Here is a 23120-nt window from a genome sequence, read left to right as displayed (position 1 = left end):
CGTCCGCCTGCTTGTCAACGTGAAATCCGGAGGCAGAACATCTTACCCGTAACGGTAATGGCCTGCTTTATCCCTGCTGTTCGGCTCCTACCGAATGGATCGTCCTAGAGCAAATTGGTCGGCAGGCTGTCGTTGCCTGACGGTTCCACACCGGCGGGGATGATTTCCGTGTTCAATCCTGCCCCAGCGGCTTCAAGCAAGGCGGTGTCCATGCTGCGGCCGCAGACTTCCGCTTCGACCCAAAGGGCAGCAACCTGGCAGGCCTGTTCCCAGCGTTTGCGGCTGTCGTAGTCCTGCCCGTCTGCAAATAAATGGGTGATCGTCTGGATCAGTTCGTGCCAGCTCCGGTTCAGCGTGCGCGTCATCGGGTTGTCGACGGCATGACGCCAGCAGAAGAGTTTGCAGGCGACGGCTTCCTTGCGGATTTCCCTCACGATAAACAGTGCCAGACGGCGCAATAACTCCGGACCTTCGGAAATGCCATGCAGTGCTTGAAGAATGGAATCTCGGGAAGGAAGCCACGTACGGCTTTCCGCCACCGATTGGAGCAGGCCTTCGTAGTCGCCGAAATAGCGGTAGATCAATACCTTGTCGGAGCCTGCTTTCTGCGCGATGAGGTTGATGCCCAGGCCGTCAAAGCCGCGTTGGCCAATTAGGTCGACAACGGCATTCCGGAACTCGGATTCAGTATTGGGACGTGAGCGTTTGCGGGCCATTCAGCTGTTTGTCTGCCGGTTCATTATCGGGCGATGTCACTTTGGCCGATCACCTTGAGCTGATGGCGGCGCAGGGTTTCCGCTGCGAGGTCATTGTCTTCCAGACTCATGGCGAGTGCGTACTTGCCCTTGGGGCGTGATACAAAGGGATAGACGTAGTGAATGTTGATTTCGGCCTGCACCAGGGCGCAGGTGACACGCGAAATATCAGCTTCGCTGTCGAGCTCGACCGCGATCAGCTCGCTTTGGACAAAGGAAAACTGGTGCGCGACCAGAAGATGTTGAGCCTCCTCCGGGTAGTCCACAATCAGGCGCACAATCGAGCTGTCGGTCGTATCGAGGATCGACAGCGCCATGATGTGTACTTCATGTACAGCCAGGATCCCCACGATTTCGTTGAGTCGCCCGACTTTATTATCGGCATGGATGGAAAATTGGATGACCGGACGGAACGCGCCCGGACTGCGAAGAACTTCGGCAGGCATAAGGGGCATCCTATACTGCCACCACGCGCTTGCACGAACTTTTTTTTCGACTTGGCTTGAAGTCCTCGTTCAACCGTAGACCATTTGGCGATGGCTTATTCCCCCGATTCCGCCCGTTACCAGCAATTGGAATACCGCCGCAGCGGTCGCAGCGGTCTGAAGTTGCCCCCCATTTCGCTGGGCTTGTGGCATAATTTCGGAGACGTGGACTCCCTGGAAACGTCCCGGGCCATGCTGCGTACCGCCTTCGATTCAGGCATCACCCATTTCGACCTGGCCAACAACTACGGGCCGCCTCCCGGTTCGGCCGAGCGCAATTTCGGGAAGATCTTCGCCGAAGATTTCAAGCCCTACCGGGATGAGTTGATTCTCTCCACCAAGGCGGGCTACAAGATGTGGGACGGTCCCTACGGGGAGTGGGGCTCGCGCAAGTATTTGATTTCCAGCCTCGACCAGAGCCTGGCCCGCATGGGGGTGGATTATGTGGATATTTTCTACAGTCACCGGCCGGATCCGGAGACCCCCTTGGAGGAAACCATGGGCGCACTGGATTATGCGGTCCGTTCCGGGCGTGCCCTCTACGCCGGCATTTCGTCCTATTCCGCGGAACAGACCCGGGAAGCCGCGCGTATCCTGAAGGCGCTCGGCACGCCCTGCCTGATCCACCAGCCGTCCTATAACATTTTCAACCGTTGGATGGAGGACGGCCTGATGGATGTGCTGGACGAGGAGGGGATCGGTTCGATCGTTTTCTGTCCGCTGGCTCAGGGGCTGTTGACCAATAAATACCTCAAGGACATTCCCGCGGATTCCCGTGCCGCCAAGGAACATGGCTTTCTCAAGGAAGACGCCGTCCACGAGAAGGTAGAACAGGTGCGTGCGCTGAATGCGATTGCCGAGGCCCGTGGCCAGACGCTGGCCCAGATGGCCATCAGCTGGACGTTGAAGCGAGCGACCGTCACTTCGGCCCTGATCGGAGCTAGTAGCCCAGAGCAAATTACAGAGAACCTCAAGGCACTTGAGGCGGCACCTTTTACTGCTGACGAACTGAACGCGATTGACGAGGCTGCCGGGGCTTAGTTCAGAATGATTGTTCTGTTACCATGTCCCAACCCAACATCCTTTTTATTCTCTGTGACGATCTCGGAATTAATGACCTTCACTGTTACGGCCGTGAGGATCACAAGACCCCGAATCTGGACCGATTGGCTGCCGAGGGCACACGCTTTACCTCGTCTTACGCCTGTCAGGCGATCTGCTCCCCCTCACGGGCGGGCATCCTAACCGGACTGAATCCGGCCCGTCTGCACCTGACGACCTTTTTGCCGGGACGTCGTGACGCTGTATCCCAGCGCGTGCTGCATCCGGAAATCGAGATGAGCGTGCCGACCTCAATCAAGACCTGGCCGCGCTATTTCAAGGAGCAGGGCTATACCACTGGCCTGATCGGGAAGTGGCATATCGGGCGGGAACCGGGCCCGAAGGCGCATGGCTTCGATTATGTTTACAATCCATCCGAAGGGAAAAACACCGAGCCGTCCGAGTCCGAAGGCGGCAAAGCCGAGTATGAACTGACCCGTGAGGCCATCGACTTTATTGAAGCGAACAAGGATCGACCATTTGTGGCTTATTTGGGACACTATACGCCGCATATTCCCTACACCGCCAAGCCGGAGCTGATTGAAAAGAACAAGGATGCCTTCGAACCGGTCTATGCCGGGCTGATCGAGACCCTCGACGATGTGGTGGGGTTGCTGCTTCAAAAACTCGAAGAGCTGGAATTGGCCGAAAATACCATTGTCGTCTTTACCTCCGACAATGGAGGACTGCATGTGCCGGAAGGTGGACATGAGCGCGTGACCCACAACACGCCATTCCGGGCCGGGAAGGGCTATGTTTATGAAGGCGGCCAACGTGTGCCGCTGATCGTGCGCTGGCCCGGCAAGGTGCCGGAGGGGCGTGTCATCCCCACACCCGTCAATAACATCGATTGGATTCCTACCTTTCTGGAGCTGATCGACGCACCGGCCCCCGAAGGGCTCGACGGCGTGAGCTTTGCCGAAGGCTTGCTCGGCGGGGAGATCGCGGAGCGGCCGATGTATTGGCACTTTCCGCACTACACCAATCAAGGTGGACGGCCCAGCGGTTGCATGCGGGATGGTAAGTGGTTGCTGGTCGAACGTTATGACGTGGATGAAGTCGAGCTGTATGATCTAACTGCAGATATCCGCGAGCGGGACGACCTCGCCGAATCCGAGCCGGACCGTATTGCCGCCATGCAAGTTGCACTCGATGCCTGGCGAAAGGATAACGAGGTCCAATACAACTGCCCGAATCCCGACTGCGACGAATCCCTGTTTCAGCAGCTCTACGTTGATATTGACCCAAGCAAGTTCGACCCTCTGAACGCCAGTGCCGACGAATGGGCCAATATCCAGCGTTGGGCCAAAACGCATGGAGAGGTCGTGAAAAAGGTGTGAGCCTCGGTTAAAACGACTATCGGCGTTAGGCTACGCACTAAATGTAGAGGAAGCGCGAATGCGATTTCTCACTCCACGTTCTGGACCTGTTCGCGGATGCGCTCGAGCTCGTTCTTACCCTCAATGACCGCACGGGTGACTTCGAGCTGGGTGGACTTGCTGCCTGTGGTGTTGAATTCGCGGTGGATTTCCTGGCAGAGGAAGTCCATCTTGCGACCGGTTGGCTCGCTGGCGGCAATGAACCCGCGGAACTGTTCGAAATGGCTCTTTAAACGGGTGAGCTCTTCGCTGATGTCGCTGCGGTCGGCGAAAAGGGCGACTTCCTTGAGCACGCGCTCGTCGGACAGGTCGAGTTCCAGTTTGAGCTGTTTCAGCCGATCAAGGAGGGCATCCCGGTAGTGGGTGGTGGCTTGTTGGCTGGCTTCCTCAATCGTTGTGGCAAGCGTATCTAGCTCGTCGATACGGGTGATCAAGTCCTTGGCCAGGGCGGCACCCTCGCATTCGCGCATACGGTTGATGTCGGCGAGTGCCTCCATGAAGGCTCCTTGAATACCGGCCTCGAATTCCTTCCAGTCCGGCAGGCCGGTGTTGTCCTTCAGCATCTTGGCCAGATCGAGGATGAGTTGGCTGTTGACAGTAAACTCGATCCCGCGGCTTTCGGCAAAGGCTTTCAGCTTCGCAATGCTGTCATCAATGGCCTTTTCACTCACGCAGAGGCCATTGTTCTCGCCGGATGCGGCACTCACCTTGATCTGCACGTTGACCCGGCCGCGGGAAAACCCGCCTTTCAGCCACTCGTTGACGCTTTGCTCCAGTCCCGACCATTCCCTGGGGGCGTTCACATAGACGTCGAGCGTCTTCCGGTTCACCGAGCTGAGATCGACCTCAATGCGGAGTCCGTATTCACTCACTAGGGCGGAGCCGGAACCAAATCCTGTCATGCTTTGCATGTGGGCTTTATCGTAGCTACTTGCTAGAGAAGCGATTCTAAAATTTCCTTCCGGTGGATGTCCGTTAGGCCAATTGCTCGGGGTTCAGTCCGGAAGTTCCGGCGTCACCTGCGTGCGGTAGTCGAAAATAGTCTTCAGCTGTCCTTTTACATCGCATGCGTGAGCCAGGTCTGCTTTCCCCGGCAAGGGGATCCGGATGCTCAAGTGTTGGAAGGCCGATGCGTGCGCCTGACCTTCGGTTTCGGGACCTTGCAGTCAACACTGCCGCAGCCACAGCCGACGTTCTTGCCCTTTCGAGGTTTGAATTTCCTCCAAAGGTAGAAGCCTGCGCCTAGGATGAATAAGGCGACGATTAGACTGTCGATCCATTCCATGGGTTTAATATATCAGCGAAAGCGTGAGTACGCAACTTACAGGAAGCGCATGCCGATTTGGTAGGTCAGCACGGCCATCGTCCATGCGATCGTGGTCAGGCAGACAAAAGCACCGATGGCCCAGGCCCAGTTGAGCTCCCGGGCGATCACCGCGAGGGTGGCGCCACACTGCATGCAAAGCGCGAAAAAGACGATAATCGAGATCGCGACCGGAATATTGAAAACCGGTTCTCCGACCCTCGGGCCGCTTTCCCACTTGGCCTTGCTCAGGGTGACCCGGAGGTCGTCGGACGCCTCATCGACTTCACCGCCGAGGGAGTAGGTAATGCCCAGGGTGGAAATGATGATCTCGCGTGCGGGGAAGCTGGCCAGCACGCCCACCGTGATCTTCCAGTCGTAGCCGGCGGGGGCAAAGATCGGTTGTACGGCCTTACCGAAGCGGCCCATGTAGCTTTGCTCCAGATAGGCGGCGTCGATTTTACGTTGGAGTTCGGCTTCGTCCAGCAGGACACCGCCTGCGATTTCCTGCTCCGGGCTGGCGGACCAGTCGTCGGTAAGGCTTTGGACGTAAGTCGTGGTGACTTCTTCGGCCACGGATTCCGGGCGCGGGAAATACAAGAGTGCCCAGATCACGATCGTCATTGCGAAGATCACAGTGCCCGCCCGCATGACGAAGTCTTTGCCGCTTTCATACATCCGGAAAAAGGTATGCTTGATATGCGGCACCCGATAGTGAGGCAGTTCCATCACGAAGGGTTCCGGAGCGATCCCCCGGCTGATTGTCTTGTTCAGGATGAAGGCGAGGGGCGCGGCCATTAAGGCGCCGATGAAATGGGCGGCAAAGAGTGTGATTCCCGCGATGGTCGGTCCGTAGCGGGGTTCCACGAAGGCGCCGATCAGGAGCAGGTAGACCGGTAGCCGGGCCGAACAACTCATCAGCGGTGCAACCAGGATCGTGATCATGCGTGCCTTATTGTCACTAATGGTCCGGGTGGCCATGATTCCCGGGATGGCGCAGGCGAAGCTCGAAAGCAGGGGGACAAAGCTTTTTCCGTTCAGTCCGCACCATTGGAACAGCTTGTCCATGAGGAAGGCGGCACGTGCCATGTAGCCGGATTCTTCAAGCAGCGAGATGAAGAAAAAGAGCACCAGTATCTGGGGCAGGAAGACCAAAAACGCACCGACCCCTCCAATGATGCCGTCGACCACCAGACTCTGCAGCATCGGCGTCGTTTCGAGGAGGCTGCTCGCGAAATCGCCCAGATAGCCCACGCCGGTTTCGATCAGGTCCATGATGGGACCGGCCCAGCTGTAGACCGACTGGAACACCACGTACATCATCCCGATGAAGACCGCGAGGCCCCAGACCTTGTGGAGGAGCAATTGGTCGATACTCTCGGACTTACTGACTTTCTTGAGTGTGGCCTGACGCTCCAGAATGTCGTTGAGGAGGGGATTCAGGAAGCGGAAGCGGAGCAGCGATTCGGCGGCATCGGGTTGGAAGCCGTCTTGATAGAGTTGGTCGCGGGCAGCCCGGATAATGGGCTTGTAGGCGGCAGCCGGACAGGTGAGGCGTTCGCACACCGCGCTGTCGCGGTCAAAGAGGAGGCGCTGCAGCTCGCCTTCGCGCAACGACTGGCCGCGTTGTTCCACAAACTCACGGCGCAGGCTGTTCAGGGCTTTTTGGACGGCTTCCGGCCAGCGGGGACGAACCATCATGGGGCGGCTCTCGATCGCGTGTTCCACCGTCTTGGCCAGTTCCAGGGTGCCGCGCTTATGCTTGGCTACGGTCGGTACGACCGGAACGCCCAGTCGCTGTTCCAGTAGCTTACTGTCGATCTGCAGACCTTTCTTCTCCGCAATGTCCCAGCAATTCAGGGCGATCACCATCGGGACATCCAGTTCGGAGGCCTGGGAGGCGAGGAAGAGGTTACGCCTCAAGTTTTCCACGTCGACGACCACAATCAGCAGGTCGGGCGGTTCTTCTCCTTCGACGTGTCCGGCCAGCACATCGACGGCCACACGCTCATCCAGCGAATTCGCGCTCAGGCTGTAGGTCCCGGGCAGGTCGACCAACTCAACTTCGGTTCCGAGCGGCAGTTTCCAGCGGCCCGTTTTCTTTTCGACGGTGACGCCGGCGTAGTTGCCCACGTGCTGGCGCATCCCCGTCAAGGTATTGAAGAGGGAGGTCTTGCCGGTGTTGGGATTGCCGATCAAGGCCACCCGGGTGCTGCGGGCTTCGATCTTCATTGCACTTTCTCAACTTCGATTTCGGCTGCGTCAATCAGGCGCAGGCTCATGTGGCAGCCGTTGAACTCGATTGCGATCGGATCCCCCAGCGGGGCCTTGTGGACCAGACGAATCTCCTGTCCGGGGAGCAGCCCCATCGACATCAGACGGGAAATACAGGCGTTGTTGCTATTCAGGTCCAAGACCCGGAATAAGCCGTCTTTCTTGATTTGGTTGAGTCGCATGGTAGTTTATGAGATTCAGTCTCAGTCGCAGGTTGTGCTAGGAGAGTGCCAGTTGAGTGAAATTGCAAGCATGTAAGTTTTAGCCGAAGCGCTTTTTATGCCCGCGGGAGACCTTAACGTATTTTTCCGCCCAGCCACGCAGGCCGGCCCGCTCTTCCTCGCTGAGTGCACGGACCACCTTGGCCGGTGAGCCGAGTACGAGCGAGCCTTCGGGGACCTGTGTGCCCTTGGTCACCAGCGCACCGGCACCGATGATCGACTGCTTGCCGATGACCGCTCCGTCGAGGACCGTCGCCTGCATGCCGATGAGGCACTCGTCACCGATCTCACAAGCGTGGATCATGGCGGCGTGCCCGATCGTCACATATTTGCCGACTTTGACGCCATAGTCGTCCGCCAGGTGCACCATCGTCCCGTCCTGGACATTGGAACCTTCGCCGATCTCAATCGTGTTGATGTCCCCGCGCAGGACGGCTCCGTGCCAGATGCTTGAATTGAGGCCGAGTGTGACGGCGCCAATCACGATCGCGCCTTCCGCCACATAGGCGGACTCGTCAATCTGAGGTTTCTGGTCGAGGAATTTTTCCAGTCGTTCTTCAATATTCATAGTCTTTGCTTAGAGCGAAGAGAGAGCACAGCCAATACCAGAGTGTGGGCACCGAAGCCAGTTCGGCGCAGAGAGAAGCGATGCTTAAGGCATTTATCAGCCCGTGCGTGGCGAGGTAATCTAAGTTGCCGGACAGGCCGGAGAAAGAATTCGCTGAAAAGATGCAATTCCAGCCGGAAATCCATTGACAGAAACAAAATTATTCACGGAATGCCACCCTTCGACATGCTCAGGTGGTGGAATTGGCAGACACGCTACGTTCAGGTCGTAGTGCCCTCACGGGCATGCGGGTTCAAGTCCCGCCCTGAGTACCATGCTTCGCTCTGCGAGCTACGCATGGCTTCGCCATGTGTCGGTCGCAGCAAGCGAGCATGCCCTGCATAGCGCCGAAGGGGCGACGCACGGGCTTTTTTGTACGTAGAGAAGAGTGCTTCGCTCTGCGAGCGACGCATGGGCTAATCATGAATGGCACAACCTTATGGGAGGGCGATTGTCCCCAATCGCCGCGATTCGACAGACCGAGCCCAGATTAACACGACCTGTTTCCGCGACGCGGCAATCTTGTCGAGGCTTCGCATCACGAAGTACGTAGCACGGCGGCTGGATTCATCTCAAGTCCAGCGAGCGACTCAACTGCATACGATTGACCTTCGACCTGAATCACGAAGGTTCAAGCCTTCACGGCTACAAACGTCCTGAGAATCCGCTGAATTCAGTACGGATTGCCCGGCACTTTTGATACTGGCCTATTCTTGGCGTTGGCGTTGGCGGATGGCGATCCAGGCAAGGGCCAAGATTCCGGAAAGCAGGGCATAGGTCTGGGGCTCGGGGATGGGCGTGACCGTGGCCGCGGCAATTCCCAGATCCAGCGAATCCGAACTTGTGATTCGAATACCGGTCACGCCTGTCAGTTCTCCGGTTCCGGTGAAGTCACCAAGGTCAAAGCCGACGGCATTGATGATGCCAGTGTAGCCGGACCCTAGATTTCCAGAATCGGCGATCAAATTAAAGTCGATCACTTGGGTGATGGTGCCCCAGTTGCTTGTTCCCAGTGAGAGGGTGAAGTCTCCGATGACATCACCCGCACTGTTCAAGGGGACAATCGTGGTGCCGGCGTCCAGAGAGCCGATCTCAAAGAGCACAATGTCGTTGCCGTTTGTGTTGTCGCCATCACCGACGAGGCCTCCAAATTGGAAATCCGCGCTGACCAAATCAATCACGCCATAGCCGATGTCCATGCCGAGTAGGGCGGTGGAATCCAGCTTTCGGTCCCCATCGGCAATGTCGATTGCCCAGTAGGCCCGGAAATAGGGACTGCCGGTTGTGACGTCCGCTTCGGTTACCCCACTGAGGTTAGTAAAGCTGCCTTGGCTGTTGGTATAAGTCTGCAGCACATTGGAAACTCGAATGTCATCGGGGCTTGCTGTCGTCGCAAAGCTTGCATCGGTCGCGGTGATGATCGCCCCGGAGAGGCTGGAGGCAAGTAGACTGCTGCTAGTGAGTGCGTGGATGAGGTATTTCATGATGATTGGGGTGAGGTGTGATGAGTTTTTCGCAGAATATTGCCTTCTTCGGGAGGGCGCCAATGCCTTTGGATGGGCAACCGTTGCATAAAGCTTGCAGATCGGTCGAAGTGTGCTTTGTCTCCTGCGTATGGCTACCCCGGAACGCACACAGCCGACACTGGCTGAGATTGCCAAGGCTTGCGCCGTATCCACCTCCACAGTTTCACGTGCACTGAAGGATTCTCCGAAACTGCCTGAAGCAACGCGGCGACGGATTCAGGCGGTTGCGGCGGACCTTGGCTATGCCCCGAACTACAGTCTGTCCCGGGTCATGAGTGAAATTCGTTCGCGCAAGAAGCAGGCTTATCGCGAAACACTGGGCTATATCACGGCGGACCCGATCCGGTACGAATCACGCATTTATCAGGGAGTTTGCCGGCGGGCGGAGGAGCTGGGGTACAACATCGATCGTTTCGTCCTGGGAAACCCGGCGAAGGAGGTGTCTGCTTTGGGACGTATGTTGGGGGCACGCGGTGTTCGCGGCTTGGTGGTGGCTCCTTTTGGACAGGCTTATTCAACGCTGCAGTTGAATTGGTCACGGCATGCCGCGGTGGCGATCGGTGACTCGCTCGCGGAGCCGGACTTACACCGGGTTGCCCGGGATGTCGTCCATATGCTGCGCCTCGTTTTTGCACGACTCGAGAAGCGGGGGTATCGGCGAATCGGCTTCCTTATCGACCGTTCACAGGAAGAGCGGATGGATTATAACACGCTCGCCGGGGTGTTGGTGCATGACTGGCACCAGTCGCAAGATTTCAGGGTGGCGCCCTTGATTGCTGAAAAATTGACCGCAGAGCGGATCGTGGACTGGTATCGGCGTGAGCGTCCGGATCTCATCTTTACGATGGATCATTTGGTCTGTGATTGGCTGGAAGCTGCCGGACACTTCGTGCCCGGGGATGTGGGGGTCTTTTTATTCAACTGTTATACCCCCGATTCGAGCATATCCGGGATCTATCCGGCATATGAGAGCATGGGCATGGCTGCGGTAGAGCAGGTTTCGGGGCTTCTGGACCGGGGGGAATTTGGCTATCCGGAAGGTTCACGCCGCTTGCTTGTGCCCGGACAGTGGTGCGAGGGGCGTACCATTCGCCCTCTGGCGGGCAAGAAGACTTAGCGCCAAAGGCTGTCTATCTCTATTGACTCAAAGAGGTGATCGGATTTGTATGTAGGCTCACTGAACTACCTTAACAATACACATACCTCTCGTGAACATTCTTCTGATTGAAGACGAACAAGATCTCGCGACCACCGGCATCATGCAGCTTGAGTTGATGGGCCATACGGTGAAGGCGGTTTATGACCTCGCGGAGGCCGAGGCTTTCATGCAGGCGCCTGAGTTTAAGATTAACCTGGTCATTGCGGACCACCGCTTGCCGGACGGATTGGGGATCGATTACGTTCTGGAGGCCCGCAAGCAGCATGCCGGCGTCGACTATGTGATCGTTTCGGGCTGCCTGACTTCCGATGACATGGCTCGCTTGGACTCGGAACACCTTCCGTATTATCATAAGCCCCTGCTTTACAATAAGCTGATCGAGTCTTTCCGGAAACTGAAGGCGATGCGTGCTCCGACGCATGTCAATCCTCCGGTGACGGCGTCAAGTCCTGAGCCGGAAGCGACGCCTGTGCCTGAGTCCGAGGCAGCACCGGTTCCGGAGGCGAACCCGCCGAAGAAGCGGTTTGGATTCTTCGGCTTCGGGAAGAAAAAGTAGCGAAGGACCGGCGACCGGACATGGCTACCAGACGCCTGCATTCCCGGACTGTACTGTCTCTGGGATGCTGTCTGCTGGTTCTGTCTTTGAGTCCCTTTCTGAGCGGGCAGGATACGCTGCTTGCGACCCTTTGGCCGAGCCTGTCTGCCTTGCTCTTGGTCTTTGTCTCGCGTAGCGCCTTGCTTGGCTTGCTTAGCGGGGCGGTTTGCGGGGCGGTGCTCCTTTCGGCCGGTCCTCTGGATGTGTTTGCCAATGTATTCGAGCGGCAATTCCTGCCGATCTTTGAGTCGAGTTGGAAACTCAGCGCGATGGCATTCACGCTCCTCTTGGGCGGATTTGTGGCCTTGCTTGAGGCAGGAGGCGGATTGCATGCCATCTTGCGGCATCTGCTCGGAGACGGCACGCGGCAGGTGAAGCGTATGCAGTTGACGGTCATGGGCTTCGGCTTGTTTGTCTTCTTTGACGGCCTGGCCAATAGCATGCTGATCGGCCGGATTATGCGTTCGGCGGCCGATCGTGCGGGAGTCTCCCGTGAAAAACTCGCGTATCTGGCTGATACGACCAGCTCCGCGGTGGCCTGTCTGGCCTTTGTCTCGACCTGGATCGCCTTCCAGCTGTCCATGATTCAGGAGGGCTATGCCGCTGTCGGGCGTGAGGCCAATGCCTACGCCTTGTTCTTCCGTTCAGTGCCTCAGAACTTCTACTGCTGGTTTGCCCTTGGTATCGCGCTGGTCTCGATCTTGCGGGGGTTTAACCCCGGGCCGATGTGCCGGGTCGAGGCGGATGCGAGGACCAATTTGTCGAGTGATGGGGAAGAGGCCCTCCAGCCCCGGGGGCATTGGCTCTTCGCTCTGGTGCCGGTTCTCGTACTGAGCCTCTCGATTCCGTTGATTGCCTACTGTCTCGGGGCGGAACGCATTCTGCCGTTTTCGCTTACGAAATTCGCGAGTGCCTATGGGGCCGCTGAGGCTTATGTGCCGCAAATTATGGTCTTGGCCAGCCTGCTGGCTTGTGGGGTGGCGGCCATTCCGGTTCTTCCGCGCGGTGCGGCACCTACATCCCGGATCTTTATCGCTGGCGTGAAGGACCTGCTCGGGCCGGTCGCTATTTTGATCGCCGCCTGGATGTTGGGGGCTGCCATCAGCGAGTTGGGGGCAGCACGGCACATTTCGGAGCTGTTGGGCGGACGCCTGTCGCCCGCATTGCTTCCTTTGGCGGTCTTTCTGACCGGGGCCTGCATTTCATTTTCGACCGGGACCTCCTGGGGCACGATGGCGGTGCTCATGCCCTTGGCGATTCCCGTGGTTTTTCACTTGGGCGGCGACGTACCGGGGGCGGACGTGGAGGAGCTGGTGGTGACGGTGATCGCCGCCGTCTTTAGTGGGGCTGTTTTTGGGGATCACTGTAGCCCATTTAGTGATACCACAATTGTCAGTGCCATTGCCTCCGGTGTCACCCCCATCGACCATGTACGCACACAGCTCCCATTTGCCCTCATCGCTGCATTGGTTGCTGCGGTGCTGGGTTTTCTACCCCTGGGTTTCGGTCTGCCGGTCTGGATCTGTCTGCCTTTGGGGATGTTTGTCCTGTGGTTTGGGGCAGGGCTGAACTTGCGTCTGGGGCGGGCTCACGCCTGTGCTTGAATTGTCCGGACGGCTGTCCATCGTGAATCCGATTTTTTCAGCATTTTCTATTGACGGAAGTAAGCAGATCACCAGATTCCACAGCTTTCCTGTTGAAGGGGCATTAGCTCAGTTGGTAGAGCGCTTGCATGGCATGCAAGAGGTCAGGAGTTCGACTCTCCTATGCTCCACCAGGCTTCGTCCGAAACTCGTTTCGGCGCACGAAGCCTGTCCCGGCGTATCGCAGAGGAGCCGGACTGGGTCTACACCAAAGGTTGGGGACTAGTCATATTTTTGAGTTCTAGTTGTGTTGTTGCTTACCCGCACAGAGCGATGACTCTGAGTCTGTAGTTGTTAAAGTTCCTGAAGCCATAGGCTCTGCGTTGTATGAGTTTCATTTTCCTGTGGAAGCGCTCCTTCAGGTCTGACTGTGTTCAAAGTGCCGATGCCGTTTGCGCAGGTGTTAACCCTGCTCGCGCACAGCAGCCAATGAATGCTGCGGCTGACCATAATTGACTGGCTGAGCCGCCTGGTTCTCCGGTGTGTAAATCCACAACTTCATGGAAGGTACCATTGTCGACGCAAGTACGCGCGAGCAATGCCATTTCCCATGCGGTATGATCCTGTCCATCGGCGATTTCCAATGCGCGCATGAAGAAGCCATCGACGAAAGGCCACGCGCTATGGTTATGGTAGCTTTCCTCGTCAGGAAACCACGGATCAAACAAGGGCACCCCCGCAGGGCTTACCGGGTAGGAACGCATTTCATTCAGTGCGGCTTGCCCCTCCAATACGCCACTAATAACCGCTAATGCCAAGCCCAGTGCGTGTCGCTGGGGCAAGAGATGCCCGTGGCGGTCCTTGTAATAGGTCAGCGTCCCATCTTGCTTTGGGAGTGCCGCTCTGATTGCGAGGCGCAAGCTTTCGGCTCTGGTGTACCATTGAGCCGATTCAGCTGCTTTGCCCAGGCGAGTGGCTGCCCCGGACATCGCCTCCATCCCCAGCACATAAAGGCAGTTGGTGGAGAGTGCTTTGCCCAGGATACAATCTTCCAGCTCCCATTCCTTCGGGTAGCCGGTCGATTTTTGCTCATGAAAATGAATGTCAACAAAGCTGGATTGGCCGCGATACAGGCCATCTTCCGGGTCGTAAAACGGCTCGTAGAAATTTTCAAAAAAATCCATCCCCGTTTCGTATAGCCAGCGCCAGTCGGTAACACTTGCTTCGATTTTATTCAGCAAATCGTGGGCGCACCACAGCCAGACCACATCGTCGGTGCCGCGGACATAGTTGTTGATTCGGTATTTGTTGATAAACTCCAATTCGGTGCAGCTTTCAATTTCCCAAGGCATTCCGATGCCCTCGACAGAGTGTCCCAGAGAGACTTTATAGCCCATTTTGCGTCGCCGCATTCGATTCAGACGCAATCCATTCAGCATGATGTCCGGGTAGAATTGGTTGAGGCCCAACACTCCGGCAAAACTCATGTCGCGCGTATAGATCCAGTCTCCGAAGCCCTTGCCGGCTCCAAAATAGCAGCCGTGCTCCGTAGTGATGATGTTTGATTCCGCATCGCCCAGAGCAATGCGGAACAGGCGCTCAATGAGCGGCGTCGCATTTTTCAAACGTGCCGGGTGACGCGGGGTGGCATCCGGGAGGTCGGACAACTGAATCTCGCGTAGCGAGTCGCGGATCGCATTTTCAGTCAAGGAGAGGGGAGGCTTGTTTAAGAGCATAGGAAAGGAGATTGCGTGCGTTTCTTGTCAAAGGACTTCTTGCCGCGAGGAGGATTTGCCTTCGCCGCGATCAGCGATGTCTGCATACTCCATCACCGGTCGAATTCGCGACTCTCTCGGCCTGTTACAAGACACCGGCGAGTTCAGGGCAGGGGCCGCATGACTGGCGCTCGACGATGTTGACCGGAAGCTTGATGTTGACCGGCTTGTCCGGACGGCCGAAGAGAATTTGATTCTCGAGTTCCTTGACGGCCTGGGCTCCCATTTCGGCGAGGGGAAAATGGACAGTGGTTAGGGCTGGATGGTGTGTTGAGGCGGCGGGTTCGTCGTTGCAGCCCATGATGCTGATATCTTGCGGGATCTTCAGGCCTTTGCTCTGCAGGTAGGACGAGACCACGGTTGCGGCTGTATCGTGGAAGCACATGATGGCGGTTGGCCGTTGCTTTTGGGAAATTAGGTGCTCGGTTGCCTCAATGAGCTGCTCCTGTCCGAAGTTCCCCTGGTCGAAGTCGCAGTGGTAGATGTATTGCGGGCTGACCGGGAGTTCACAATCCCTGAGTCCTTCAACGAAGCCGCGTTGCAGCTCAAGCAAGTTGTAGGTGCTGTTGCCGAATGGACCGGTCAGGTAAGCGATGCGTGTATGCCCCAGGCTGTTGAGGTATTTAACGGATTGGCGGGTTGCTTCCGCATAGTCGGGCACGATGCTGCAGAGTCCGGCTTCATCCATGTGGTGACCGATGTAGACGAAGGGTAGGTTGCGCTTCAGGATAGCTTGAACCAGAGAGGTGTTCGGCGTGCTAGCTGCGATGATTTTGGTCACATTGCCGGATCGCAGTGACTGGGGAAGCGATTCCGGCTGCTTTAGATAGTCAATCTGTGGGTCGAATAGAGAGTAGGCGATGTGTGCGGTTGGGTCGCTCAGGGAGGCGATGGCTCCGGAGAGCATTTGTCCGAAATATTGGTGCTGTGCGCCGCCTGGGACCCCGGAATTGATCAGAAAGCAGATGTCGCCCATTGCGGGATAAATGCGGGCCAGCGTAGCCGGATTCTTGGGGCGGTAATTGAGCTCTCGGCAGGCTTCCATGATTCGGTTACGCGTCTTTTCGCTGATACGAATGCCGTAGTCGCGATCATTGAGAAGGGCTGATACGGCGCTGGGGGAAACCCCGGCGGCTTTCGAGATTTGGGACATCGTGATGTTCCCTGTCTTCTTGTTGGTCGCTGTCATTGTTGGTCAAATAATTTCAGTTTGTTTTCTGTCTGATTCAGGTGGCGTTTGCTCTGTTTGTTAACGTGGAAATGCTGAGTTTTAGCGCTCTTTGGTTTGCGGTTCAATCGTTCGTCTTGGCCGTGTTTGATGATTTGGAGGCTATTATTAGATGATTTTATTTGAGATAAATGAATTATCAAAAATAGTTTTCAGATCTGTTAAGTGGGTGCATGTAATTGCTTAATTACTTATGAAACAATCAGTTTTATCTAAATTTATCAAGTGATAAAATATTTATTTTTATCTTGAATTATTTAGGGGTGCATGTCAGGTGTCGGGTATGAACCCAAAAAAATACTCCATGAATATGTATCTCTCTACTCCTGTTCGCGCTTCTGCATGCTTGTTGGCGGTTGTCTCTTGTTCGTCTCTATCGGCTGTTGTTACGCTGATTGATAACAATGCTTCAAATGAGAGTTGGGTCACGGCTGCCGACTGGTCCGATGGGTTGGCTGTTACTGCCGGAGGGGATTACTCGACCGATGGCTATACGTTGAGGTCGCCCAATACGCCTACTTGGGCGTCAACCTTTCCTGCAGGTGCTACCTTGACGGTGGAAGATGGCACCGGTGCCAGTGGGGGGATTTTTCTGATCAAATCCGGGGTCTTAAACATGGATAATGTAAATCTGGGTTTGGGGGGGCTCGTGGCGAGTAATCCCAATAATGGCACGAACTTGGCGACTACCTGGAATGTAACGAACCTTACGGTCTTGGCTGCGTCGACTACGACGAGTGGCGAATCCGCAGCGATCAAGGGGAGTTATACCGGTAATGATATTACCATGAATGTTACCAACCTGCTGGGGAGTGGATATCTTGCCATCGGTGGTGACGGCGGGGGGCTCTTGTTGAATTATACCTTGAATGTATCGGATGCCTCCGGCTTCACCGGGATCCTGCATTTGGATCGTGGAAACCTTATCTTAAGCTCAGGTCTTACTATTAGTAGTGGCTCGTTCATGATGAGTGATGGCACCAATACGTTAGACTTCGGTGGCTATGACATGGTAGTTTCGTCATTCGAGTTCGGTGCAACTTCGCTTTCGGCCAATACCTATACGAGTGCAGAGTTGAACACTTTGCTCTCGACGGATGTCTTTTCCGGTGTTGGGTCTTTGACTGTGATTCCCGAGCCAGCTACGACTACAATTGCCTTGGGGCTTGCTGTGCTCGTTTTGGGTGCCGGTCGTATTTCCATTAAGCGTCGTCGCAAGTAATTTAACCGGTGGATCCTGCTATGAGCGCGAACTGCGAGCGGCGTGCTTTCACGCTGATCGAGCTGTTGATGGTGGTTGCTGTCATCGCGGTGCTCACGGCGCTTTTGCTGCCGGTCGGCCGGTCGATGCTGGTGAAAGCACGTCAAGCAAAGGCCTCTGAGCAGATGCGCCAGATCGGGTTTGCGTTGCAGTGTTACTCGATGGAGCATAATCAGACCTATCCGCCTGTCGCGGTGGCCGGTGTGCCTTGGGATCGCGAAGCCCTGGATGCGTATTTGTCAAAATATGATCCGAAGGGGCGGCCGGTTTTTGATGGTGGTGGGAATGCGGAATCAACGGACGGAGCGGATGTGCGGCGGGCGTATTCGGCCGGTGGCGCGATGTTCGGAGTTACGAAATGGAATCAGGCGATCAACACTTCGAAGGCGCGGCCAATCATGACTATCCGGAATGCGGAGAAGGCCGTGTTGATCTTCGATGCCAGAGTGACTTGGCGTGGATTGTGTCGGGACGGCACCGACTGGTCGCGGATCTCATCTGATATCCAAAATACAAGCCTGGATGGGAATACCAACATCGACTACCGGCATAAGGGCCAGGCGCAGTTTTTCTTTGCCGATCTACATGTCGAGGCGCTGACGCCGGAGCAGGTGGCCGCAAAGTTTACGAATCGAAAGATCTATGAAGGTCTGGAGTAAAATGAATTTGAGTATGAATGTAGTGAAGAAGCGATACGGTATGGCGGTTTTCTTAGGCCTCTGTTGGATGGGGGGCGGTTTGCCGGCGCAGTCGAGCGGTGGTTTTGCCACGATCCAGCCGCGGTATTATGAAGCGGAGTCGATTCCTGCAAAGTATACCGAAGTTGAGATGGATGAGCTCGCCTCTGGAAGAATGTATGTGCGTGCTTCCAAAAATGACCGCTATTCGCCACTCGCGATGGTAGACTTACCACAGGAGATGGGCCGTGTGACGATCTGGGCTCGCATCCGTGGTTGCTCGCAAGAGCTGAAGACGAATCTAAATGGCAAGGCCGTCGACCTGAAGTGGAAGCATCAGGTTCCGGCTAAGTGGACATGGGTAAATTTCGGACCTTACGAACGTGACGCCCTTGGCGATTCGATTCGCTTCGTGCGTGCGCCGGGCGGAGCGGGGGGCTTGGATGCGGTTTTTCTCGATACGACAAACGCGATCGATCCGAGGGCAGTTGAAGATCTGAAGCTCTATGAAGCCAGGTAAGTCTTTTCTCTGCGGCTTGGTTCTCGCTTTGTCCTTATGGACGGGCTGTTCTTCCCGGACTGAGGCTTCGGATCAAAAAGTGGCAGTGTTCGAAGCGGAGTCTTCACAGGAGTCGCTGACTCGTGTGTTGATTGATGCGAATGCATCCGGTGGGCAGTATCGTGCGGCAACGGCTGATGGAACGACGCTTGCGACCCTGCAAACCGAAGGCTTTGATACCTTTGAAGTCTGGGTTCGGTATCGTGGCCTGCCTCTGGTCTTGAAGTCGAACGAGGGGAGCGAAATTGCCCGTTTGGATGCGAATGAGTCCGGGAATTGGCAATGGGCATCGTTGGGCGTGCATCGTCTTGAAGAGACTGGAGACTCCGTTCAGGTTTTTTCTCCTTTTTCGGACCGCAAGGCATCTGAGGCACCGTCCGGTCTGGACCTTGTGGCGTTGGCAAAGCCCGGAATCGAGGTCGCGGATCTGGAAGCATTGGTCCAGCCGGCTCCAGAAGAAAGTCTTACCGTTCCGGATGCGGATGTGGTTTTAAAGTCGGAACCGGAGGCCGCTGAGAGTGAAGGTCCGGCTACGGCTACAGTGCGTATCGATTGGAGTCAAAAGACCGGCCGGGTCGCTGACCGGCAGTATTCGCTGAATATTTTCAACGGCTATGACACGAAGGTCGCGAACGATCCCAAGTATGTCGAAGGCGTTGCTTACATGGCCTCGCCGATTCTGCGCTATCACAACATGAGTGGGATGCTGGCGGATCCTTCGAAGAATCGTTTCGGTTGGATCGATGAGGACGCGAAGACTTGGGATGCGGAGAGAATTACTGCAGCGCTGGACCCTTTGGAGGGACTTTCACGGGAGCGGCTGATTACGATCGGCAAGTGGCCCAAGTGGATGGATCTGGATAAAGACGGTATGCTGGATCAGGGGCAATACGAAGCCTTTGCTCAATTGTGTGCGGATCTGGTCCGGCTTCTGAATGTCGAACAAAAGCGGGGCATCCAGTATTTTGAGATCAGCAATGAGCGGGACATGGTCTATTGGCTGCGCCAGATGAAAAAAGGCCAGCCCCTACAAATCGATGAGCTGGCTAAAATTCACAACCTCTGTGCGCAAGCCATGAAAGCGGTGGACCCGGGCATTAAAATCGGCGGGCCGGCGGCTTGTCGTGGCGATCTGGTGCAGCCGCTTAAACAGTTCGCTATTCTAACGCTGGAGAATCTGGATTTCCTTTCCTACCACGCCTATGCTTCCGGCGATGCGTCCGAAACGGATGTCAATATCTACAACCGGGCCGGGAGTTTGGGCAAGAACCTGGCGACGATCCGGCGTATGCTGGATGCGATCAGTCCAGACCGTGCGATCGAACTGCATCTGAACGAATACAATATCTGCTATACCCACCGCGTCCGGGATACGCGCATGTCGACGCATAAAGGCGCGGTGTTCGATGCTTTGGTATTTGCACAGTTGGTTCAGAACGGAGCCGATGTGGGGAATGCGTGGAACGAATGTGACAACGTCTACGGTAAGATGGCACGGGATTTCGAGCTCCGGCCGCCGGCCCACGTCTTTCATTATTTCAACAAGCTGATGACGGGGGCCGAGGTTCAGTCTGAAAGCGATTCGCCGCGCGTCGTGGTTCCCTTTGCAGTGCTTCATGACCGTCGCGAGAACTGGGTCCTGATTAACCGGTCGCCTTATGCCAATACTGTGAAGGTTGAATTGAGTGGCGTCGATTCCGATATCTCCGAGGCGAGTGTTCAATGCCTGTCTGCAACAGGCCTACAAGACTTCACCATGAAACTGAGCGACTTGGCAGAAGGTGTCATATTGCCTCCGGACTCGGTCAGTTTCTTTTCGGCAATCGCACAGGACTAAGTGGAGACAGCAAATGAAACTACTTTCGAAATTCGGATCTATTTCTCTTCTTCTATGCTGTGTAGTCGTCCCTTCGGTTCATGCGGCTCCTTCCGGATTGGATGTGTCCTCCCGTATTGTGGTGATCAAGGCGGATGACTTGCGGGAACCCAATGCGAAGTGGAAACGCTTTGTTCAAATTGCGGAAGACAAGGACATTAAAGTTTCGATTGGAATGATCGCATATGGTTTTCCCGCTAAGAATACTGAAGCGGTGCAGTGGGTCCGAGAGCAAGAAAGTAGTGGGCGAGTTGAATTTTGGAACCATGGATGGGATCACAATCGGTGGAAGGACGATACCGGTCGTAATATATCTGAGTTCAACCGTTCGGGATACGAGCACCAGAAAGCACATTTCGAGAAGTCGCAGGCAAAAATGCTGAAAGTTTTGGGGCAGACTCCCGCCGTATTCGGTTCGCCTTTTAATGGTATGGATTTGGATACGGTCAAGTTGCTCGAAGCCATGCCTGAGTTTAGAGCCGTCTTCTACTACGACAAAAAGGAACCCTTGAAGTCAGTCTCGATGGATTCGAAATGCATGCTTTACATGAATCTTCCCGGGGAAAACGACGGGGTCGGAAAGCCGAATTTTGAAAAGTTCAAGGCGAAGTATGCCAGCCGTCAGGCGGAGTTGAGTTTTACCACGCTCCAATTCCATCCCCCATATTTTTCCGAGGCCGGTTTTGTCGAGTTCGAGAAGATTGTCGATTTTCTCAAAGCGGAAGGCTGGGTCTTTATGTTGCCGAGCGAGTATGTCGACTGGGCTCAGGCGCAAGCTTCTGGTAATTAATCGTGTCGCTATTGTCGCTTCAATGTTCCAGCTTATCCCTCAACGCGAGAAGATGAAAGATTGTATGAATCTGCTGGAGGAGTCTTGTTCCGTCGAGAAACTGGAATCGATTCTGTCGGCTCATCCAGGACAGCCTCTACTCCCACCATTGGGAAGTGCTGTTTGGCATAACAGCCGGTATGATGATTTTTTCGAGCCACTGATCGCTTTAGCGAAACAGGAGGTGGGGCAAGCGCTTCCTGAGCTGACGGATGAGTTGTATTCTGAATTTCATCGGTCGGGAAATCGTTCCCGCTTTGAAACGGCCTATTTCGAAAGAAGGCGTCGCATCGCCCGCGCTGCGATTGCCTACCTTCGGCTGGATGAAGATTCGGCAGCGCGTGGGAGAATCGGACGTTCGCTCGTCGAAAAACTGGAAGCGCTCGGACGGGATGAATCCTGGGCAGTGCCCGCGCATGTCGAGTCGCTCAGCGGGAAGGACCCGTTACAAATCGATCTGTTTGGCGGGGAAACAGCTGCTTTAGTTGCCGAACTCCTTGTGCTCTTTGATCCCCTCATTCCGCACTCGCTGAATGAGGCCCTTCGCCAGCGGATAGAAACGCAGTTTTTCGATAATTACCTGGAGCGGCATCAGGATTTCTGGTGGACACAAACATCTAACAATTGGAATTCAGTTTGCCATCAAGGAGTCCTTGGGGCCGCTCTTCTGCTATTGGATGATGCTGCCAAGCTTGCCGAGATACTGAACGTGTCCTGTCGCTATCTAAAAACCTTTATCGCTGGTTTTACGGATGATGGTGGCTGCACGGAAGGTCCGATCTATTGGGGCTACGGCTTTGGCTGGTTCTCAAAGCTGAATGCGCAATTGGAAGCGCGGTCCGAGGGGCATCTTTCCCTTTTCGAGGGGAGTTCCAAAATTCGTAAAATTGCCCGCTTCGGTTCCTTGATGACTTTGCCGGGGAACTGTCTCGTGAATTTTGCAGATTGCCCTTCGAATGGCATCCTGCGTCCCAGTGTGCTTTGTTATTTGGGAGAGCGATTGCAGGAGCCTGTCTGTATGGACCATGGTAAACGAAACTACAAAAAGTTGCTGCAGAGCGAAATTGAGCTGGATCGGGAACGGTCGGATTTCTTCTGCTTCTCCGGTTTGTTGCTCCATGATCCGGGGACGGTTGGTTCCGATCAAACAAGTGGTGTGTTGGAAGACGTTTACTTGAAGGACTTGAACGTCACAATTGCGCACAGTCATGGGGCCGGTGGCGATCAATGGCACTTTGCTGCCAAGGCGGGCCATAATGACGAGGCGCATAATCATAACGACTGCGGCAGTTACATCTTAAATGTTGGGGAGACTCCGATGATTCAGGAAATTGGTTCCCCTGAATACGTGAAGGACTACTTCGATCTTGAGAAACGATATGCTTTTCTGGCAGCTCGAACCAAAGGGCATTCGCTGGCGGTGATTAATGGCCAGGAGCAAGCCGGAGGTGGGGAGTTTAAGTCCGAGGTCCTGGATCAATCGGCGGGGGGAGACGAATTGCGTCTGACGATGGACTTGACTCAGGCTTATCCCGTTCAGGCTCGATGCCGTCGCTATAGGCGCACTTTTTGTTTCAACAAAGCCGCACCTTTCCTCGAAGTTACTGAGGACTTTGAACTGGAGTCTGTGGATTCGTTGGAGAGTGCCGTGATTACGAGCTGCGCGGTTCAGATTGCGGACGGTCGGGTTCTTCTTTCCCATCAGGATATCTCCGTGACTCTCGTTCCTTTGGAGGGCACCTGCATTGGTGGCTTCGAGCAGCTTACCTATGCGAAGCATTCAGGCGTGGAAGCGTCCGTATATCGAATTCGTTTTTGTCCTGTTCATTTGGACGCAAAAAGCAGGATTGCCTATCGTATCATTCCAACTGCTTTCAAGCCGATCGGATCGGCAATTCAATCAGACGCTTAAATTCGTAGCGCCCAT

Annotated in this window: 20 protein-coding genes, 2 tRNA genes and 1 pseudogene; 13 read left to right on the top strand and 10 right to left on the bottom strand. The window is 55.4% G+C overall.

Annotated elements, in window-relative coordinates:
• Positions 1 to 104 precede the first annotated feature (104 nt).
• Both O2597_RS00420 and O2597_RS00415 read right to left on the bottom strand, forming a co-directional pair.
• Positions 105 to 716 (bottom strand): TetR/AcrR family transcriptional regulator, encoded by a 612-nt coding sequence (locus O2597_RS00420; protein WP_269522175.1) that lies wholly within the window; start codon positions 714 to 716, stop codon positions 105 to 107.
• Positions 717 to 739: 23 nt separating this feature from the next.
• A complete protein-coding gene (locus tag O2597_RS00415) occupies positions 740 to 1201 on the bottom strand; it encodes an acetolactate synthase (RefSeq protein ID WP_269522174.1) in 462 nt (153 codons plus the stop codon).
• Between the two features lie 90 nt (positions 1202 to 1291).
• Here O2597_RS00415 and mgrA point away from each other — a divergent pair, with 90 nt between their 5' ends.
• Together mgrA and O2597_RS00405 are read left to right on the top strand one after the other, a co-directional pair.
• Positions 1292 to 2281: an L-glyceraldehyde 3-phosphate reductase gene (mgrA, locus tag O2597_RS00410; RefSeq protein ID WP_269522173.1), complete on the top strand. Its 990-nt coding sequence runs from the start codon at positions 1292 to 1294 to the stop codon at positions 2279 to 2281.
• A gap of 23 nt (positions 2282 to 2304) precedes the next feature.
• Positions 2305 to 3681 carry a sulfatase gene (locus O2597_RS00405; protein ID WP_269522172.1) on the top strand — a complete coding sequence of 459 codons (1377 nt, stop codon included), beginning with the start codon at positions 2305 to 2307 and terminating at the stop codon, positions 3679 to 3681.
• A gap of 68 nt (positions 3682 to 3749) precedes the next feature.
• Here the strand turns inward: O2597_RS00405 and O2597_RS00400 are convergent, their stop codons facing one another.
• The 4 genes from O2597_RS00400 to O2597_RS00385 form a co-directional block, all read right to left on the bottom strand.
• Complete coding sequence (locus tag O2597_RS00400) at positions 3750 to 4631, bottom strand: YicC/YloC family endoribonuclease (protein ID WP_269522171.1); 882 nt, start codon at positions 4629 to 4631, stop codon at positions 3750 to 3752.
• A gap of 410 nt (positions 4632 to 5041) precedes the next feature.
• Entirely contained in the window at positions 5042 to 7255 is a 2214-nt protein-coding gene (gene feoB, locus O2597_RS00395) for a ferrous iron transport protein B (protein WP_269522170.1), read from the bottom strand.
• Positions 7252 to 7479, bottom strand: a complete 228-nt coding sequence (locus O2597_RS00390; RefSeq protein ID WP_269522169.1) for a FeoA family protein — start codon at positions 7477 to 7479, stop codon at positions 7252 to 7254. The genes feoB and O2597_RS00390 overlap by 4 nt, the downstream gene beginning before the upstream one ends.
• Positions 7480 to 7558: 79 nt before the next feature.
• Positions 7559 to 8086, bottom strand: coding sequence for a gamma carbonic anhydrase family protein (locus O2597_RS00385; RefSeq protein WP_269522168.1), 528 nt, complete (start codon positions 8084 to 8086; stop codon positions 7559 to 7561).
• A 227-nt stretch (positions 8087 to 8313) separates the two neighbouring features.
• Here O2597_RS00385 and O2597_RS00380 point away from each other — a divergent pair.
• A tRNA-Leu gene (locus O2597_RS00380) sits at positions 8314 to 8400 on the top strand.
• A gap of 432 nt (positions 8401 to 8832) precedes the next feature.
• Here O2597_RS00380 and O2597_RS00375 read toward each other — a convergent pair.
• Positions 8833 to 9609 (bottom strand): hypothetical protein, encoded by a 777-nt coding sequence (locus tag O2597_RS00375; protein ID WP_269522167.1) that lies wholly within the window; start codon positions 9607 to 9609, stop codon positions 8833 to 8835.
• Between the two features lie 130 nt (positions 9610 to 9739).
• Here O2597_RS00375 and O2597_RS00370 point away from each other — a divergent pair, with 130 nt between their 5' ends.
• From O2597_RS00370 to O2597_RS00355, 4 genes are all read left to right on the top strand, one after another.
• A complete protein-coding gene (locus O2597_RS00370) occupies positions 9740 to 10768 on the top strand; it encodes a LacI family DNA-binding transcriptional regulator (RefSeq protein ID WP_269522166.1) in 1029 nt (342 codons plus the stop codon).
• Between the two features lie 91 nt (positions 10769 to 10859).
• Complete coding sequence (locus O2597_RS00365) at positions 10860 to 11366, top strand: response regulator (protein WP_269522165.1); 507 nt, start codon at positions 10860 to 10862, stop codon at positions 11364 to 11366.
• Positions 11367 to 11386: 20 nt separating this feature from the next.
• Complete coding sequence (locus tag O2597_RS00360) at positions 11387 to 13009, top strand: Na+/H+ antiporter NhaC family protein (protein WP_269522164.1); 1623 nt, start codon at positions 11387 to 11389, stop codon at positions 13007 to 13009.
• Positions 13010 to 13106: 97 nt separating this feature from the next.
• Positions 13107 to 13182 (top strand) — tRNA-Ala (locus tag O2597_RS00355).
• Positions 13183 to 13305: 123 nt separating this feature from the next.
• On the opposite strand, the pseudogene O2597_RS00350 reads toward O2597_RS00355, so the two are convergent.
• From O2597_RS00350 to O2597_RS00340, 3 genes and pseudogenes are all read right to left on the bottom strand, one after another.
• Positions 13306 to 13410 (bottom strand): annotated as a pseudogene (locus tag O2597_RS00350) (transposase); the annotation flags it as partial.
• Between the two features lie 12 nt (positions 13411 to 13422).
• A complete protein-coding gene (locus O2597_RS00345) occupies positions 13423 to 14613 on the bottom strand; it encodes an MGH1-like glycoside hydrolase domain-containing protein (protein ID WP_269522163.1) in 1191 nt (396 codons plus the stop codon).
• Positions 14614 to 14848: 235 nt separating this feature from the next.
• The gene (locus O2597_RS00340; protein WP_269522162.1) at positions 14849 to 15952 is read right to left on the bottom strand and encodes a LacI family DNA-binding transcriptional regulator; all 1104 of its coding nucleotides are present in this window, start codon (positions 15950 to 15952) and stop codon (positions 14849 to 14851) included.
• Between the two features lie 349 nt (positions 15953 to 16301).
• Here O2597_RS00340 and O2597_RS00335 point away from each other — a divergent pair, with 349 nt between their 5' ends.
• From O2597_RS00335 to O2597_RS00310, 6 genes are read left to right on the top strand one after another with little or no spacing between them, the layout of a single operon-like run.
• A complete protein-coding gene (locus O2597_RS00335; RefSeq protein WP_269522161.1) occupies positions 16302 to 17213 on the top strand; it encodes a hypothetical protein in 912 nt (303 codons plus the stop codon).
• A 20-nt stretch (positions 17214 to 17233) separates the two neighbouring features.
• Complete coding sequence (locus O2597_RS00330) at positions 17234 to 17911, top strand: type II secretion system protein (RefSeq protein ID WP_269522160.1); 678 nt, start codon at positions 17234 to 17236, stop codon at positions 17909 to 17911.
• Position 17912: 1 nt separating this feature from the next.
• Positions 17913 to 18449, top strand: a complete 537-nt coding sequence (locus O2597_RS00325; protein ID WP_269522159.1) for a hypothetical protein — start codon at positions 17913 to 17915, stop codon at positions 18447 to 18449.
• Positions 18436 to 20325 carry a GH39 family glycosyl hydrolase gene (locus tag O2597_RS00320; RefSeq protein ID WP_269522158.1) on the top strand — a complete coding sequence of 630 codons (1890 nt, stop codon included), beginning with the start codon at positions 18436 to 18438 and terminating at the stop codon, positions 20323 to 20325. Before O2597_RS00325 ends, O2597_RS00320 begins: the two co-directional genes overlap by 14 nt.
• Before the next feature lie 13 nt (positions 20326 to 20338).
• Positions 20339 to 21154 (top strand): DUF2334 domain-containing protein, encoded by an 816-nt coding sequence (locus tag O2597_RS00315; RefSeq protein WP_269522157.1) that lies wholly within the window; start codon positions 20339 to 20341, stop codon positions 21152 to 21154.
• Positions 21117 to 23105: a heparinase II/III domain-containing protein gene (locus tag O2597_RS00310; RefSeq protein WP_269522156.1), complete on the top strand. Its 1989-nt coding sequence runs from the start codon at positions 21117 to 21119 to the stop codon at positions 23103 to 23105. The genes O2597_RS00315 and O2597_RS00310 overlap by 38 nt, the downstream gene beginning before the upstream one ends.
• Positions 23106 to 23120 lie beyond the last annotated feature (15 nt).

It is taken from the genome of Coraliomargarita parva, from assembly GCF_027257905.1.
In the GTDB taxonomy this organism is placed as follows: Bacteria; Verrucomicrobiota; Verrucomicrobiia; order Opitutales; family Coraliomargaritaceae; genus Coraliomargarita_A; species Coraliomargarita_A parva.
The sequence above is the reverse complement of the archived record's forward strand: the minus strand, read 5'-3'. Positions and strand labels throughout refer to the sequence as shown.